The sequence below is a fragment of the Variovorax sp. J22G73 genome (assembly GCF_030317035.1).
Taxonomy (GTDB): Bacteria; Pseudomonadota; Gammaproteobacteria; order Burkholderiales; family Burkholderiaceae_C; genus Variovorax.
This window is the reverse complement of sequence record NZ_JASZYK010000007.1, coordinates 58,362-74,604: the sequence shown is the minus strand read 5'-3', so window position 1 is coordinate 74,604 and position 16,243 is coordinate 58,362. Positions and strand designations below refer to the sequence as shown.

The 16,243-nt window shown below is 68.3% G+C and carries 16 protein-coding genes; 12 read left to right on the top strand and 4 right to left on the bottom strand.

Annotated features, from left to right (window positions below):
- Nucleotides 1–56: 56 nt before the first annotated feature.
- From QTI51_RS23865 to QTI51_RS23845, 5 genes are all read left to right on the top strand, one after another.
- Nucleotides 57–1,373: an MFS transporter gene (locus tag QTI51_RS23865; protein WP_286516403.1), complete on the top strand. Its 1,317-nt coding sequence runs from the start codon at nucleotides 57–59 to the stop codon at nucleotides 1,371–1,373.
- 12 nt (nucleotides 1,374–1,385) lie between these two features.
- On the top strand, nucleotides 1,386–2,375 hold the full coding sequence (locus QTI51_RS23860) for a hypothetical protein (protein ID WP_116911037.1): 990 nt from the start codon (nucleotides 1,386–1,388) through the stop codon (nucleotides 2,373–2,375).
- 67 nt (nucleotides 2,376–2,442) lie between these two features.
- The gene (locus QTI51_RS23855; RefSeq protein WP_116911038.1) at nucleotides 2,443–3,852 is read left to right on the top strand and encodes a cache domain-containing protein; all 1,410 of its coding nucleotides are present in this window, start codon (nucleotides 2,443–2,445) and stop codon (nucleotides 3,850–3,852) included.
- Nucleotides 3,853–3,871: 19 nt separating this feature from the next.
- On the top strand, nucleotides 3,872–4,510 hold the full coding sequence (locus QTI51_RS23850; protein WP_116911132.1) for a response regulator transcription factor: 639 nt from the start codon (nucleotides 3,872–3,874) through the stop codon (nucleotides 4,508–4,510).
- An 839-nt stretch (nucleotides 4,511–5,349) separates the two neighbouring features.
- Nucleotides 5,350–6,666, top strand: a complete 1,317-nt coding sequence (locus QTI51_RS23845) for a hypothetical protein (protein ID WP_132748889.1) — start codon at nucleotides 5,350–5,352, stop codon at nucleotides 6,664–6,666.
- Nucleotides 6,667–6,708: 42 nt separating this feature from the next.
- Here the strand turns inward: QTI51_RS23845 and QTI51_RS23840 are convergent, their stop codons facing one another.
- Complete coding sequence (locus QTI51_RS23840) at nucleotides 6,709–6,987, bottom strand: hypothetical protein (RefSeq protein ID WP_133251719.1); 279 nt, start codon at nucleotides 6,985–6,987, stop codon at nucleotides 6,709–6,711.
- Between the two features lie 249 nt (nucleotides 6,988–7,236).
- On the opposite strand from QTI51_RS23840, the gene QTI51_RS23835 reads away from it, so the two are divergent.
- The 3 genes from QTI51_RS23835 (at nucleotide 7,237) to QTI51_RS23825 (ending at nucleotide 8,690) form a co-directional block, all read left to right on the top strand.
- Nucleotides 7,237–7,524, top strand: a complete 288-nt coding sequence (locus tag QTI51_RS23835; RefSeq protein WP_116911041.1) for an HU family DNA-binding protein — start codon at nucleotides 7,237–7,239, stop codon at nucleotides 7,522–7,524.
- Nucleotides 7,525–7,737: 213 nt separating this feature from the next.
- Nucleotides 7,738–8,247 carry a C40 family peptidase gene (locus tag QTI51_RS23830; RefSeq protein WP_286516438.1) on the top strand — a complete coding sequence of 170 codons (510 nt, stop codon included), beginning with the start codon at nucleotides 7,738–7,740 and terminating at the stop codon, nucleotides 8,245–8,247.
- Entirely contained in the window at nucleotides 8,244–8,690 is a 447-nt protein-coding gene (locus tag QTI51_RS23825; RefSeq protein ID WP_116911043.1) for a hypothetical protein, read from the top strand. The genes QTI51_RS23830 and QTI51_RS23825 overlap by 4 nt, the downstream gene beginning before the upstream one ends.
- Before the next feature lie 25 nt (nucleotides 8,691–8,715).
- Here QTI51_RS23825 and QTI51_RS23820 read toward each other — a convergent pair whose 3' ends face one another.
- Nucleotides 8,716–9,051 carry a hypothetical protein gene (locus QTI51_RS23820; protein ID WP_116911044.1) on the bottom strand — a complete coding sequence of 112 codons (336 nt, stop codon included), beginning with the start codon at nucleotides 9,049–9,051 and terminating at the stop codon, nucleotides 8,716–8,718.
- A 221-nt stretch (nucleotides 9,052–9,272) separates the two neighbouring features.
- A complete protein-coding gene (locus QTI51_RS23815; protein WP_116911045.1) occupies nucleotides 9,273–10,538 on the bottom strand; it encodes an FAD-dependent oxidoreductase in 1,266 nt (421 codons plus the stop codon).
- 256 nt (nucleotides 10,539–10,794) lie between these two features.
- Here QTI51_RS23815 and QTI51_RS23810 point away from each other — a divergent pair, with 256 nt between their 5' ends.
- The 3 genes from QTI51_RS23810 to QTI51_RS23800 all read left to right on the top strand — a co-directional run bounded on the left by QTI51_RS23810 (nucleotide 10,795) and on the right by QTI51_RS23800 (nucleotide 14,045).
- The gene (locus QTI51_RS23810) at nucleotides 10,795–12,867 is read left to right on the top strand and encodes a carbon starvation CstA family protein (protein WP_116911046.1); all 2,073 of its coding nucleotides are present in this window, start codon (nucleotides 10,795–10,797) and stop codon (nucleotides 12,865–12,867) included.
- Between the two features lie 4 nt (nucleotides 12,868–12,871).
- A complete protein-coding gene (locus QTI51_RS23805; protein WP_116911047.1) occupies nucleotides 12,872–13,102 on the top strand; it encodes a YbdD/YjiX family protein in 231 nt (76 codons plus the stop codon).
- 139 nt (nucleotides 13,103–13,241) lie between these two features.
- The gene (locus QTI51_RS23800) at nucleotides 13,242–14,045 is read left to right on the top strand and encodes a class I SAM-dependent methyltransferase (RefSeq protein ID WP_116911133.1); all 804 of its coding nucleotides are present in this window, start codon (nucleotides 13,242–13,244) and stop codon (nucleotides 14,043–14,045) included.
- On the opposite strand, the gene QTI51_RS23795 is transcribed toward QTI51_RS23800, so the two are convergent.
- Nucleotides 14,015–14,971 carry a LysR substrate-binding domain-containing protein gene (locus tag QTI51_RS23795; RefSeq protein WP_286516406.1) on the bottom strand — a complete coding sequence of 319 codons (957 nt, stop codon included), beginning with the start codon at nucleotides 14,969–14,971 and terminating at the stop codon, nucleotides 14,015–14,017. The two genes, QTI51_RS23800 and QTI51_RS23795, sit on opposite strands and share 31 nt — an antisense overlap.
- Nucleotides 14,972–15,047: 76 nt before the next feature.
- On the opposite strand from QTI51_RS23795, the gene QTI51_RS23790 reads away from it, so the two are divergent.
- Nucleotides 15,048–16,139 carry a YeiH family protein gene (locus QTI51_RS23790; protein ID WP_116911049.1) on the top strand — a complete coding sequence of 364 codons (1,092 nt, stop codon included), beginning with the start codon at nucleotides 15,048–15,050 and terminating at the stop codon, nucleotides 16,137–16,139.
- Nucleotides 16,140–16,243: the final 104 nt, after the last annotated feature.

The window sequence follows — 16,243 nt, the reverse complement described above, 5'->3', positions numbered from 1 at the left end:
TTTCATTTCCTGATCCACCGGGATCTCCCGACACCCGACAGCCACCGAGGCCCTTCGTGCCACTTCCCGACGCCCCCCTTCCCACCGCCGCGCAGAGCGCCCGCGCCGACGCGTCCGACCGGGCGAACGCCCAGGCCAATGCCAATGCCCAGGCCAATGCCCAGGCCGACGCACGTGCCGAACACGCCCCCGGCCTCAGCCCCGCGCTCACGCTGGTCTTCGCCGTCGCCTGCGGCCTGTGCGTGGCCAACATCTACTACGCCCAGCCGCTCATCGGCCCCATCTCCGAAACGCTGCAGCTGCACGCGGGCCTGGCCGGGCTGATCATGACCCTGACGCAGCTCGGCTACGGCGCCGGCCTGCTGCTGCTGGTGCCGCTGGCCGACGTGGTGGAAAACCGCCGGCTCATCGTCGGCGCGTTGTTTGGCGCGGTCGTCGGGCTGGTGGGCATCGCGCTGTCGAACTCGGCCGTCACTTTCCTGGCGGCCTCGTTCGTGGTGGGCACCTGCGCGGTGGCGGCCCAGGTGCTGCTGCCTTTCGCCTCGCACCTCGCGCCCGAGTCGTCGCGCGGCAAGGTGGTGGGCAACATCATGGCCGGCCTGCTGGGCGGCATCATGCTGGCGCGGCCCTTTGCCAGCATCGTGGCCTCGGCGCTGGGCTGGCGCGCGGTGTTCTGGGTGTCGGCCGTGCTGATGGCCGTGCTCATCGCCGTGCTGTGGCGCGCGCTGCCTGAGCGCCGCCCGCATGCCTCGGTGGGCTATGCGCGCACCATGGCCTCGCTGCCCGGCATCGTGTGGAACACGCCGCTGCTGCGCCGCCGCGGCTTCTACCAGGGAATGATGTTCTCGGCCTTCCAGGTGTTCTGGACGGCCGTGCCGCTCGCGCTGGTGCACGAGTTCGGCATGGGCCAGCGCGGCATTGCGCTGTTTGCGCTGGCCGGCGCGGCGGGCGCCTTGCTCGCGCCCGTGGCGGGCCGCCTGGCCGACCGCGGGCTCACGCGGCCCGCCACAGGCTGGGCCATTGCCGTGGCGCTGCTGTCGTTCGTGCTGGGCGCGGTGTCCATGCACTTCCATTCGCTGGCCGGGCTGGTGGCCGCGGGCATCCTGCTCGACGGCGCCGTGCAGCTGTGCCAGGTGCTGAACTTTCGCAGCCTGTTCATGCTGGCGCCCGAACTGCGCGGGCGGCTCAACGGGCTGTTCATGACCTTCATCTTCATCTGCGCGGCGGTGGCCTCGGGCATTGCGGCGGCGGTGTATGCCTTTCATGGCTGGAGCGGCGTGTGCCTGCTGGGCGGCGCCTACGTGGCGCTGGCGCTGCTGTACTACGGCACCGAGTTCCGTGCGCGGGCCGGGGCCCTGGCCGTGGGCCGGTAGCCGCGGCGTTCGATGGGTTCCCCGGCTTTTTCGCGACGCGTCCACGTCACCCAGTTCGACGGGGCCCTCATCTGGCCCACGCTGGTGGTGTGCGCGCTGTACACCGCGCTGATCATGGCTGCGACCGTCTGGATCATCGACATGGAGGCGACGGGCTGGTACATCGCGCTCGGCATGGTGGTGTGGCTGGCCCTGTTCGCCCTGTGGCTGGTGGGCCTGGTGGTCGTGGTGCGCGCATGGATCTGGGTGGAAACGCGCTGGCTGCGCGCGGGCGAGGCCCGGCCCAAGCCGTTCGACGCGACCGCGCAGGTCGACATCGGCGAAGACGGCTTCTCGGTCGAGGGGCTGGGCCGCGTCGACTGGATCGACGTGCTGACCATCGAGGGCATTCCCGACAGCGACAGCTACCTGATCGTTCACACACGCCCATTCAGGAAGCTGATGCTGGCGGCGCCCGTCGACGAGCTGGCGCCGGTCATCAACCACTACCTCGAGCTGAAAAGCAACGCCGCGCCGACCCGCGCGGGCACCTTGCAGAGCCGCGCGATGGCGGTGTGCTGGCGCTGCTTTCTGGCATGGATCTGGGCCGGCTATGTGCTGGCGGGCGCCGCGGGCATCGCGGTTTTCTCCAACGCATCGGACGCCGGTTTCCTGAAGACCATGGTGGCCTTGTGCGTGCTGCTGCCGTTGACCGCATGGCTGGTGTGGGCGATTCCGTTCGCGCAGGTCAGCACCTTCGCAGCCTCGCGGGTGCGCGCCTTCGAACTCGACGGCACGCAGTTGCGCAGCACCGATGGCCAATGGCATGCGGACCTGATGCAGGCCCGCGTGAGCTATCGGCAGGTCAGCGGGGTGGGCTACGCGTTCTTTCTGCTTGCCGTGCGGCCGAAGGCGGGCAAGCGGTTGGACCTGCTTCTGGAGGGGGACGCGGACCAGGAGGCGCTGCTGGACGCGTTGAGGGAGCGGAACGTGCTGCTTTCGTCGGCGAACCCGGAACGCTGAACGCCCCGTTCGCAGCGTTGCTACCGCTGTAGTGGCCTCACGGCCCTGGTGGTAGTCTTGCCGCCCCATGAATCTCCGCACCAAGATCGTTGCGCTCGCCGTGGCACCGCTGCTCGTCGCGCTGGTGCTGGTGGCGCTTGCGGTGCGCCACCAGGAGCACGACCTCGCGCAGCGCGAGCGGGCCCTCATCGAGCGCAGCTACATGGCGCAGCGCCGCAGCGAGCTGCGCAGCTATGTCGACCTGGCCGTGAGCAACCTGCTGCCGCTGTACGAATCGGGGCAGGACGACGAGGCCACGCGCGCCGAGGCGCTGCGCCGCTTGGCGGCGCTGAACTACGGCGACGACGGCTACTTCTTCGTGTACGACCTGGACGGCAACTCGCTCATGCATTCGCGCCAGCCCGAGCTGGTGGGCAAGAACCTGTGGGACATGCGCGACTCGCACGGCCGCTTCACCATCCAGGAGCTGATCAAAGGCGCGAAGGACAACGGCGGCGGCTACGTGGAGTACGAGTGGCGCAAGCCCTCCAGCGCGCAGATGGCGCCCAAGCTGGGCTACGTCACGGCCATGCCGCGCTGGAACTGGATGGTGGGCACCGGCCTGTACCTGGACGACATCCAGTCGACCATGGACACGCTGGACCGGCAGATGAACGCCAACGTGACCGCCACGCTGCTGTGGATCGCCGGCATCGCCGCGCTGTGCCTGGGCACGGTCAGCGCCGCGGGGCTGCTGCTGAACCTCAGCGAGCACCGCACCGCCGAGGCCAAGCTGCGGCTGCTGGCGCGCCGCGTGGTGCAGTCGCAGGAAGAAGAGCGCGGCCACCTCGCGCGCGAGCTGCACGACGGCACCAGCCAGACGCTGGTGTCGGCCAAGCTGCTGATCGAGTCGGCCGTGGAGCAGCTCGACCGGCAGAACCACAGCCCGCCGCCCGCATTGGGCAAGGCGCTGCAGCGGCTGAACGATTCGCTGGTGGAGGTGCGCCGCATCTCGCACCGGCTGCGCCCGGCCTTGCTCGACACGCTGGGCCTGCCCGCCGCGCTCGAACGACTGGTCGACGAGTTCCGCGAAGAGGGCAGCGTCGATGCCTCGATGATGATCGGCGGCGAGGCCTTCGAGCTGCAGCCCGAGGTGAAGACCGCACTGTTCCGCCTCACGCAAGAGGCGCTCACCAACGTGCGCAAGCACGCGCAGGCGCAGCGCGTGAGCATCGAGCTGAACTTCGACGAAGAAGCGGGCGTGCGGCTGGAGGTGAGCGACGACGGCACGGGCTTCGACATCGAGGCGGTGCAGCTCGACGCGCGCCGCGGCATCGGCCTGCGCAACATGCGCGAGCGCATGGAGGCCATCGGCGGCAAGCTGGTGATGTGTTCCAACGACGGACGCACGTCGATCGAGGCCGAGGTGCCGGTGCGCAACGCGCGGGCCGATGCAGCTGGCGCGGCGCGTGCGGCTTACGTCGGTGCGATGGGATGACCACGACACCACGACGACCATGACGATCACCAAGACCATCCGCCTCTTTCTCGTCGACGACCATCCGCTGGTACGCGACGGCCTGCGCGCGCGGCTGGGCTCCATGCCCAACCTGGAGATCGTCGGCGAGGCCGGCCACGCCACCGAGGCGCTGGCGCAGATCGACAGCCTGCGGCCCGACCTGATGCTGATGGACGTCGGCATGAAGGACATGAACGGCATCGAGCTGGCGGCGCTGCTGCTGCAACGCCAGCCGGCCACGCACATCGTGATGCTCAGCATGTACGACAACCCCGAGTACGTGCAGAAGGCCCTGCAGGCGGGCGCGCGCGGCTATGTGCTGAAAGACGCGCCAGCTGCGGAGATCGTCGCGGCCATCGAGGCCGTGTCCGCGGGCGGCACCTTCCTGAGCCCGGCGGTGTCGAAGAAGCTGTTTCGCACGCAGGCGCCGCGTCCGCTGCTCACGCCGCGCGAGAGCGAGATTCTTTCCGCGCTGGGCCGCGGCGAGTCGAGCAAGCAGATTGCGCGCGACCTGGGCCTGAGCGTGCGCACGGTGGAGGCACACCGCCAGAGCATCAAGCGGCGGCTGGGCATCGAGGGGCAGGCCGAGCTCATCAAGTACGCGGTGGAGCACGCGCGGGAGTTCGGGCAGGGCTGACCGGCATCTCGCTGTGAACGTGCGTGCCGAGCGCGCAATTTGCGCAAAAGACAACACACACGAAACCTGAACGAGCAAGCCGCTTCGTCTCGCGGCGGGCTGCAGTTGCCGCACATGCAAGTGGGGCAACGGTGGCGAATGCGAGACCAAAAAAGAGAAGAGGCGACGACCGAGGTGCTGAAACACCAAGGCCGTCTGACCACTTGACGTGCACGAGACTTCGACAAAGGAGCACACCAAGTGGCTAAGCGAACTATGGCCGGGTCGAACACGCCCGGCGCTTCCCCAGACCCCGCCCACCCCGGCGCGGCGCAACCGGAGCCGGTCGACCCCAGTTTCCCCGACACCGCCCACGGCGGCGGACCGGCTGGAGAACACCCTCGAAAGACTGAACTCCCTGCTGTGGTGTTGCCACGGCACCGGCGACGGATGGTTCGAGGAGGTGGGCGAGCAGCACCGGGACAACCTGCTGTGGATCGCGTCCGACCTGGCGCGTGAGGCGGTGGGGCTGTTCCAGGAAAGTGCGGGCGAACTTCGGAGTTGATTCGGGCGCGCACCGCGCGAAGTCACCTAAAGTCTCCTGAAGTCTCCTGAAGTCTCCTGAAGTCTCCTGAAGTCGCTTGAGAGCGCGCGCGCCGGCCCCACGGTCGGCGCGCCAGGAAAAAGCCATATTCAGTGGCCGCATCAATGGCGGCATCAATGGCCGCATCCCTACTGCATTCGGGGGATGCCCCGATCGTCGGTCAATGCCAACATCCCGCCCGTCCGATCTCCCCGCCGGTCGCGCTTGCGCCGTGCGGGCTTTCTTTCTTCTCCACAGAAATCACACTCGGGGGCATATGCACAACAGACCGTCGGTACTGCTGGCCTTGGTCGCAGGTCTTGTCTTCACGCTGTCGGGCTGCGGCAGCACGCAACCCATGCGATTGGCCTTGACCGAACTGGGGACCACATCGGACAGCGAATACGGCGCCTACGGGCTGCGCCTCATCAGGGCCGTCAACATCACGGGGCTGGGCCCCGAAGAGGTGGTCGGGACGATGACGACCGACCCGGACAAGTGGTCGATACGGGAGCAGCTGGCAAAGCTTTCGCCGTTCCGCTCGGACCTGCCCGACACGATGACGCCGCGGATACGGCCAGGGCCCTCGCAGATCGTCGAGCGCAAGTTCTGCAAAACCAGCGGCACCGAGCCGAAGAAATGCCAGGACGGCGGCGTCAAGCTGACAGAACTCACGTCGTTGCGCGACGGCCTGCAGAAGTACCAGCAGGCCGTGGCCGACGCCATGAATGCAGCGCTCAAGCAGGAAGCCTTGGTGGCGGCGAGAGGAGTGCTGGCCGAACACGGTGCCGAAGCGCAAGCCGCGTTAGCCAACCTGCAGGCACTCTTCCCCGAAGACAGCAAGACCACGTTGAAAGACCTGGCGGCTGCGCGGACACAGGCTGCGAAAAGCGCTGATGAAGCGTTCGATGCGCTCAACGCCAAGTTCGCGTCGACGCGCGCCGCCCTGAACACATCGGGCGTGCTGGTGACCAACTGGGAGCGCGAAGTCGTTGTCTCCGGCAGCGCCGATGCAGGGGAGAGCTTTCAGGCTTCGGCTTCGAAGAAGAAAAAGATCAGCGGCTTCCTGATCCTGGGAGAACCGGCGTCCATCAGTCTGCAGATTGGTTCAGACATCTTCAGCAGGGTCAATGAGGAACGGGCTGCGGGCGCAGTGTGGACTGAACGAGTCTTCAAGCGTCACCGCAACTACTTCACCTACTACCAGCTTCGCGCGAAGTACGTGGTGTTCGCAGAGAGCAACCTGAGTGCGCTGCAAGGCGCGCTGAAGGCCGACACCAAGGCGCTCATGGCCTCGCTCGGGCCTGCGGCCGCTGCCACCTTCGCCGGCAAGGTCGATGCATTGAAGCTGAAGGTGGAGGCCGCGTATGCCGCCGTTGCTGCAGCGTCTGAGTCCGGCGTGATGGACGCAAGCCAGAGCGTCACCACCCACCGCGACTTTTCGTTCGACAGAGCGCTGATGGACGCCCATGTGAAGAGCGAGATGGAACTTGCACAGACCAGCCTCCCGGTCATCAGCATGCGAATTTCGCTGGACGACTACATCGATACCCATCGCAACGAAATCCTGAAAGATCCGCCTCGCAGAAACTGATCGAATGCCGCAGAGCGTCGAGGCCTTTCCTTAATGGCGCAATCACCGCCAAGGCGACTCCAACCCCTTTACATAGTCAAAGACCAACTCACGCACCGCACCGCCATCGCGCGGCACCACGTACCAGCAACGCTCCGCCGGAATGCGCCCCGCCATGAACATCACGCGCACCACGGCTTCGTGCGCGTCGATGCGCAGCACATGCGCACCCACCGGCGCCACACTGTGCGTGCGCCCGAATTCAGTCAGTGCGCGCTCGCATGCATCGCGTCGTGAGCGCTTGCTGTCACGCCAGTTTCGAAGAAGTTCGAACCATTTCATTCTTGATGCGCTCTCATGCAACACGAACTGTCTCCCGGTAGCGCGCGGTTGACTTCTTGACACACAGATTTCTCCGGCCTCGCCGAATGCATCCACGTCCCCGCGCCGGGCATCGATCACGATGTTTCAATTTTGAAACCCCCGCGCTTCTCGATCCCCCCGGCGGGGCGTTTAAAGTTCGTCCCCCGGTAGCGCTTTCGCGCTATGGATTTTTCCCCCAACCGTTTCATAAAAAAGGAACCACCCGTTTTGAACAAGACCGAACTCATCGCCGCCATCGCCAACGACACCAACCTCAGCAAGGTCGATGCCGCTCGCGCATTGGACTCCGCTCTCGACAACCTCTCGCGCGCCCTGGCCGGCGGCGACACGGTGCAACTCATCGGCTTCGGCGCCTTCTCGGTGGCCGCACGCCCCGAGCGCACGGGCCGCAACCCGTCGACCGGCGAGCCGATGACCATCAAGGCCAGCAAGGCACCCAAGTTCACCGCCGGCAAGGCGCTGAAGGACGCGGTCAACGCTGCTCCCGCCGCCTGATCGCACGCTCCCCCGTGCATGACGCCCTTTGGCGGCCCCGGTGCGAACGCATCGGCCGCGAAGGGCGTTTCGCTTTCAGGTTCATCTTCAGAGAGATGGCGCGTTCCGCGATAGAGTCTGCGCACACCCACCAGACCCGTCATCCCGATGCATGAACTGCACGCCACGCACGACGCACTCCCACCCCGGTTGTCGTTTTCGTCTTCGTCGCGCATGCCGCGGCAATGGATCTCCAGGCTGCTGCCGCTCGCGGCCTGCGTCCTGATCGTCGGCTGCGCGGGCCCCTCCGGCGTCAAGCCGCGGCAAGGGCAGGGCCAGGCTCCCGTCGTCACCGGCGTGCCGCTGACCGACGAGCAATCGAACAGCGTCGCCATCCACGCGCTCGGCCTCGTCGGCACGCCGTACCGCTATGGCGGCAACACGCCTGACGGCGGCTTCGACTGCAGCGGGCTCATCGGCTACGTGTACCTCAACAGCGTGGGCCAGTCGCCGCCGCGCACGGTGGCGCGCATGTCGGGCTTCGGCCACCCGGTGGCGATGTCGGAGCTGCGCACCGGCGACCTGGTGCTCTTCGGTTCGTCCACGCCATCGCATGCAGGCATCTACGTGGGCGGCGGGCGCTTCGTGCACGCGCCTTCGACCGGCGGCGAGGTGCGGCTGGACAGGCTCGACGGCGTGTACTGGTCGCGCCAACCGCAGCAGGCACGGCGACCCGGCGCATGACCGTGGTGCGGCCCGACGGCAGCCCCGTCTACATCGGCTACGCAGGCGAAACCGTGGTGTCGCCCAACGGTGCGCACCGCACCGTGTGGAGCTACGAAACCGAGATGCCGCGCAGCGACAGCCTGAACAGCGTGATGCTCGACGGCGTCGTGATTCCGGGCCGCTACTGGGGGCGCGGCCACGCGTGGTCGCCGGACTCGGGCTACTGCACGCTGGAGAGCTACGGCGACGAAGGCAGCGTGCTGCGCATCGTGCGCGTGGCCGATCTCGCGTGGTTGAAGGTGGCCAAAAACGCGACCACGGTGTCGCTCGACTTTCCCCATCTCGTGCTGCACGGCTATGGGCGCGGCGACGACGGGTCGCACACGCGCCTCGCGTTCACGGGACACGAGCAGTGGGCGCCGCTGGCATCGCCGGCGCGCTGGGCATTCGGCGAACGCTGAGGCTGCGAAGCTGCCGGCCTCGTCGTCAGTCTTCGAGGTCGCGCTGCTTTCTTCGCCGCCACGCGATGCGCTCGTCGGTGGCGCGCGCCGGTTTGCATGCCGGTCTTGCGGTGATCGCCTTACTGCGTTGCAAGGGCTGCCAGTCGCCCGGCTGTTCCGCTTGCGACATGCTCAGCCACTCCGCGCCGCAATGGCTGCACGAAGCCACCAGCACGTCGCGCCCGCCGTGGCGTCCGAGCGGTGTTTGCGCGCCCAGCGCGGGCGTGCCGCAGCACGACCAGAGCAGCGTCATGTCGGGCCGCGCCCGCGCCTGACGGGCCCACGCCGCGGCGCGGTACCAGAGCGTTGCGTTCAAGGCCATGTCAGGCCACCTCAGGCCTTGGTGGCGCGCTTGCCCGGCCTGTCGAGCCTGAGCACGCGCACCAACGCCTCTGCCGAAATCACCCATGCGGCCGCCATGGCGGCCAACCAAACGATGTCCATTGCTCACCCATGCAAATGCAATGCATCGAGTGTCTGCAGGCCCGCATAAAAACGGCATCGAATGTTCACGCGCGCGCGTAAACAAAACATAAAAGGCGCTCAGGCGCGGGGCGACTTCACATGCTCCGGCCGCACCCCGAGGCCCACCGCGCGCGCCGGCAGCCGGCGCAACATGGGCCAGCGAGACAGCAGGCGCAAGGGCCACGGCACATGGCCCACCTTGGTGTTGACCTTGCCGCCGAGCACCGGCATGAGCACGCGGTCTTGCACCATGCGCTGCGCCGCCTGCGTCACGCGCACGGGCCATTCGCGGCGGCGCTGCAACTGCGGCAGCAGGGTGTCGATCTGCTTGTCGGTGGCGGTGCCCGCGAGCGACGCGGCCAGCAGGTTGGCGGCGGCCACGGCGTCCTGCACGGCCAGGTTGATGCCCACGCCGCCCACCGGGGACATGGCATGCGCCGCATCGCCGATGCACAGCATGCCCTTGCAGGCCCACGACTCCAGCCGGTCGACCATCACTTCGAGCAGCTTCACCGCGTTCCAGTCGGGCAGGGCCTGCGGCAGCCGGTCCTGCATGAAGGGGGCGACCTTGGCGATCTCGGCGTGGAAGGCGCCGATGCCGCGCTGCTGCAGCGCGTCGTGCCCGCCCTTGGGAATGACGAAGGCGCACTGCCAGTAGTCGCCGCGGTTCAGCGTCACCAGAAAGTGGCCGCCGGCGATGTGACCCGCGGTGGCGTCGGGGTCGCCGGGCTGCTTGGGAATGCGCATCCACAGCACGTCGATGGGCGCGCCGTAGCTGATGTGCGGCAGCGCCGCGGCATCGCGCAGGGTCGAATGCCGGCCGTCGGCCGCGACGACGAGCGAGGCGTGCAGCTCGACTTCCTGCGGCTTGCCACCGGCGGGGCTGCCAGGGCCGCGTGCACCGCGCCGCACCCTCACGCCGTTCACGCGCCCGTTGTCCTGCAGCAGGCCGATGGCTTCAGCGTCGGTCCACAGCTCGAAGCCGGGGTAGCGCCGCGCTTCCTCGCACATGAAGTCCAGAAACTCCCACTGCGGCATCAGCACCAGGAACTTGCTGTAAGAGGGCAGGTGGGTGAAGTCGGCCACGGGGAAGCCCTGGCCCTCGAAGGTGGCGCGCAGCTGGTCCACGCGGTCGTGCGGGCGCTGAAGGAAGGCATCGAGCAGGCCGAGCTCGTGCAGGACCTCGAGCGTGGACGGGTGCACGGTGTCGCCGCGAAAGTCGCGCAGAAAGTCGAGGTGCTTCTCCAGCACCACGACCTTCACACCGGCACGGGCAAGCAGCAGGCCCAGCACCATGCCGGCCGGGCCGCCGCCCGCGATGCAGCAGCGGGGGTGGTTGTCCATTGCGTCGATTCGGTTTGCTCCCTTGGACCCGATTGAAGGACCCAATCGGGTCCAAGGAAATATGGTGGCGCCTGGCGCGCTTCATGCGTGTAGGCCCGCAGGCATTGAACAGCGGGCGTGCGTCTGAAGTATTCGGGTTTTTACTTATCCGGGTTTTCCATTAAGCAAAGCCACGCACCCCGCCCACGCAGTCCGACGGATGCGCGGCGGCGCCCGCGCGGGAAGACTCGGCGGGTTCAATACTGGAGACATCCCCATGCACAGCATCCGCCGCCACCTGGTGTGGCTGGTCGTGGCCGTGGTCGGCGCGTTTGCGCTGGGCACCGTGGCCCTGACCCGTGGTGAAAGCGTCAACGCCCTCTGGGTGGTGGCCGCCGCGATCTGCACCTACCTCATCGCCTACCGCTACTACAGCCTGTTCATCGCCGACAAGGTGCTGGGGCTCGACGGCAACCGCAAGACGCCGGCGCACCGCCACAACGACGGGCTGGACTACGTGCCCACCGACAAGAACGTGCTGTTCGGCCACCACTTCGCGGCCATCGCGGGCGCGGGTCCGCTGGTGGGCCCGGTGCTGGCGGCGCAGATGGGCTACCTGCCCGGCCTGCTGTGGGTGCTGGCGGGCGTGGTGTTCGCGGGGGCGGTGCAGGACTTCATCATCCTGTTCATTTCCACGCGGCGCGACGGCCGCTCGCTGGGCGACCTGGTGAAGCAGGAGATGGGCGTGGTGCCCGGCATGATCGCGCTGTTCGGCACGTTCATGATCATGATCATCATCCTGGCGGTGCTGGCGCTCATCGTGGTCAAGGCGCTGGCCGAGTCGCCGTGGGGCACCTTCACGGTGGCCGCGACGATTCCGGTGGCGCTGTTCATGGGCGTGTACCTGCGGTTCATTCGCCCGGGGCGCATCGGCGAGGTGTCGCTCATCGGCTTCGTGCTGTTGATGCTGGCCATCTTCGGCGGCCAGGCCGTGAGCCAGAGCGCCGAGTGGGCGCCGCTGTTCACCTTCGACGGCAAGGCGCTCACCTGGATGCTGGTGGGCTACGGCTTCGTGGCCGCGAGCCTGCCGGTGTGGCTGCTGCTGGCGCCGCGCGACTACCTGTCGACCTTCCTGAAGATCGGCACCATCATCGCGCTGGCCATCGGCATCGTGTTCGTGATGCCCACGCTGCAGATGCCCGCGGTGACGCAGTTCGCGCAGGGCAACGGGCCGGTGTGGTCGGGCAGCCTGTTCCCGTTCCTGTTCATCACCATCGCGTGCGGGGCGGTGTCGGGCTTTCATGCGCTCATTTCCTCGGGCACCACGCCCAAGATGCTGGACAACGAGCGCCACGCGCGCTTCATCGGCTACGGTGGCATGCTGGCCGAGTCTTTCGTGGCGGTGATGGCGCTGGTGGCGGCGTCGTGCATCGAGCCGGGCGTGTACTTCGCAATGAACAGCCCGGGCGCGCTGGTGGGCACCACCGCGCAGCAGGTGGCGGCCACGGTGTCGGGCTGGGGCTTCGTCATCACGCCCGAGATGCTGCTGCAGACCGCCAAGGACGTGGGCGAGACCACCATCCTGGGCCGCGCGGGCGGCGCGCCCACGCTGGCGGTGGGCATGGCGCACATCCTGCACCAGGTGATCGGCGGGCAGGCCATGATGGCCTTCTGGTACCACTTCGCCATCCTGTTCGAGGCGCTGTTCATTCTCACGGCGGTCGATGCCGGCACCCGCGCCGGGCGCTTCATGCTGCAAGACCTGCTCGGCAGCTTCGTGCCCGCACTGAAGCGCACCGACTCGCTGCCGGCCAACCTCGTGGCCACGGCGCTGTGCGTGGCGGCGTGGGGCTACTTTCTGTACCAGGGCGTGGTCGATCCGCTGGGCGGCATCAACACGCTGTGGCCGCTGTTCGGCATCTCCAACCAGATGCTGGCCGCGGTGGCGCTGCTGCTGGGCGTGGTGGTGCTGTTCCGCATGAAGCGCGAGCGCTACGCGTGGGTGGCCGCGGCACCGGCGGCGTGGCTGCTGGCCTGCACGCTCACCGCGGGCTGGCAGAAGATTTTCTCGGCCGACCCGAAGATCGGTTTCCTGTCGCATGCGGCCAAATACACCGAAGGCATCGCCAACGGCGTGCTGGTGGCGCCGGCCAAGACGCCCGAGGCCATGTCGCGCATCGTGTTCAACGACCGGCTCGACGCCGCGCTGTGCGCGCTCTTCATGTTCGTGGTGCTGAGCGTGCTGGTGTACAGCATCAAGGCCTGCCTGGCAGCCCGCGCCGCCAACCGGCCGACCACGCACGAGACGCCGTTCGAGCCGATGGGTGCCGTGTCGTCGGCGGCGCACTGAGGCCATGGGGCTCGCACTGCCGAAGGCCGGGCTCGAAACCGGCCGTGAAGCTGGGCGCTACATTGCGCGCACGCTCAGGCAATCGTTGCGGCTCATGGTCGGGCTGCCCGACTACGACGTGTACCTGACGCACATGGCGGCCACCCACCCCGACCAGCCGCCGATGAGCTACGAGGCCTTCTTCCGCGAGCGGCTCGAGGCGCGGTACGGCGCGGGCAAGGGCCGCTGCTGCTGAGCGCGGTGCCGGTGGTGCCCATGGCACCCGCCGCGCAGGCATCGCGTTACGCTTCTTTCGCGCCGTGCCTATGCGCGCGCCGGTGCCGGGCCTAGAGTTTGCCCACGTCCGCAGCCTCGCGGCCGGCACGGAGGGCGACATGAGCCAGGATCCATTCGCGGAGTTCAAGCAGCGCCAGCGGCAGATGTGGTCGACCTTCGCGCCCACCGCCATGTTCACGCCGCCGGTGGCCGGCCACCTGGTGCGCTTCGCGCAGGTCGAGCCCGGCGAGGCGGTGCTCGACGTGGGCACGGGCACCGGCGTGGTCGCCATCACGGCCGCGCGCCGCGGTGCCAAGGTGACGGGGCTCGACCTGACGCCCGAGCTGCTGGCGCTGGCGCGCGACAACGCCCACATCTCGCGCCACGAGGACATCGAGTGGACCGAGGGCGACGCCGAGCAGCTGCCGTACCCCGATGCCTCCTTCGACGTCGTGCTCAGCCAGTTCGGCCACATGTTCGCGCCGCGTGCCGAGGTGGCCATTGCCGAGATGCGCCGCGTGCTCAGGCCCGGCGGGCGCGTGGCCTTCGCGACCTGGCCGCCGGAGCACTTCGTGGGCCGCATGTTCGCCTTTGTCGGGCGCAACTCGCCGCCCCCGCCGGCCGGGGCCTCGCCGCCGCCGCAATGGGGCAACCCGGCCACCGTCACCGAGCGGCTGGCGCCGCACTTCGGCGCGCCCTTCTTCGAGCGCGGCACCATGCACTACCCGGCGTTGAGCATCGACCACTTCCGCATGTTCATGGAGCGCTCGATCGGCCCGATGCAGAAGCTGGTCGAAAGCCTGGCCGCCGACCCGCAGAAGCTGGCCGCGCTGCGCGACGAGTTCGATGCGATGGCCGCACCGTATTTCTCGGGCAACGTGATGCACCAGAACTATTTGCTCACGCGCGCGCGGGTGCGTTGAGGGGCAGGGGCAGGGGCAGGGGCGGAGGCGGGCCTGGGCCCGGGCTTCGCCGCGTCCAGCAGCTCGGCCATCTTCAGCGCCGCAGGTGCCAGCGGCCGGCTCTTCAGCGCCAGCCGGTAGAGCGGCCGGGACAGCCTCGCGTCACCCGCCAGCTTCAGCTCGCGCAGCGTGCCCAGCGCCAGCATGTCGGCCACCACCACGCGCGGCAGCATCGAGATGCCGACGCCGCTGGCCACGGTGCGCGCGATGGCCTCGTTGCTGGCCATTTCCATCCAGGGCAGGGCGGCGATGCCGTGGGCCGCGCACAGCGCCTCGGTGGCCTGGCGCGTGCCCGAGCCCGCCTCGCGCAGGATCCAGTTCTGCCGGCCCAGCAGCTCGGCCGACACGGTGCGCCGCGGCAGCGCTGAATCGGGCGCGACCACCAGCGTGAGCGGGTCGGCCTGCCATTCGTTCACCTCGATGCGCTCGTCGTCCACGCGGCCTTCCACCAGCGCCATGTCGATGCGGCATTCGAGCAGCTGCTCGCACACCCTCTGCGTGTTGCCCACCGTCACGCGCGGCACCACCGCCGGGTAGGCGGCGCAGAAGGCGGCCACATACGGCGGCAGCCAGTAGCTCGCCACCGTGGTGCTCGCGCCGATGGTGAGGCTGCCGCGCTGCACGCCCACGCGGGCGCGCACGTCTTCGAGCGCGGCGCGCTCCATCGCGAAGATGCCGCGCGCATGCGTGAGCAGCGAGGCCCCCGCTTCGCTCAGCCTGAAGCCCTTGCCGGTGCCGCGTTCGATCAGCGTCAGGTCGAGCTGGTGCTCCAGCTCCCGGATGCCCTTGGACACCGCGGGCTGGCTGATCCACAGGCTCTCGGCCGCGCGAGAAAAGCTGCCCGACTCCGCCACGGCGACGAAGAGGCGCAGCAGGTGCAGGTTCATTGCCATAACTTCAGTTCATGCATCGGTGAAGTTTATGTCTTTGACTCATGGGGTGCCAGTTTCTAACCTTGGGCCCATGCAGTCATTCGTCGCTTCGCTGTCCGGGCTTTCGGGCTTGACCTTTCAGGGCTTCAGCTTTCTTCGCACCCGCTGGCCCGGCGTGCTGCTGGCCCTGCTGCTCGCGGGCGTGGCGGCGCTGCTCGCGCAGTGGGGGCCGATGCTGCGGATGGGCCTGAGCGCGCTCACGTTGGCCATCGCGCTGGGCATGGTGGTGGGCAACACCGTGTTCGCGCCGGTGGCCGAGCGGGCCGGGCCGGGCGTGGACTTCGCGCGCAGCACGCTGCTGCGCGCGGGCATCGTGCTGTACGGCTTTCGCATTTCGCTGCACGACATCGGCGCGGTCGGCTGGCCCGGCCTGCTGATCGCCGCGGCCATGGTGGCGCTCACCTTCTGCGTGGCGCTGTACGTGGGCACGCGCTGGCTGGGGCTCGACCGGCAGACGGCCGCGCTCATCGGCGCGGGCAGCGCCATCTGCGGCGCCGCGGCCGTCATGGCCACGCAACCGGTGGTGCGTGGTGAAGAGCACAAGGTGTCCGTCGCGGTGGCCACGGTGGTGGTGTTCGGCACGCTGTCGATGGTGGCCTACCCGCTGGTGTTCCCGTACCTGGGGCTGTCGGAGCATGCCTTCGGCCTGTTCGCGGGCTCGACCATCCACGAGGTGGCGCAGGTGGTGGCGGTGGGCGATGCCATCGGGCCCGCGGCGGCCAACGCGGCGGTGGTCGAGAAGATGCTGCGCGTGATGATGCTGGCGCCGTTCCTGATGGTGCTGTCGTTCCAGGCCGCCGCATCGTTCAAGGGCGCGGCCACGCAGGGCGCGGCCGGCTTCCGCCAATGCTGCAGCCAGGTGCGCGTGCCGTGGTTCGCGGTGCTGTTCATCGCGGTGAGCGCGGTGCATTCGCTGGGCGTGCTGCCGCATGAACTGGTGGCGCGGCTGGTGCAGCTCGACACCCTGCTGCTGGCCACCGCCATGGCCGCGATGGGCCTGCGCACCAGCGTCGCGAGCCTGCGCCGCGCTGGGGTGCAGCCGCTGAAGCTGGGGGCGCTGCTGTTCGTGTTCCTGACAGTGGGCGGCTACGCGGTGAACGCGGCGGTGCTGTCGCTGTTCTGAGCATTGCATGAACACAGCAGGCCGGGCCTCAGCCAGCCGCTGAGGCAGGCTGCGCCAATTCCAGCTTCCGCGAAGCACGCGCTCGCGAGACCATGTCGTTCACC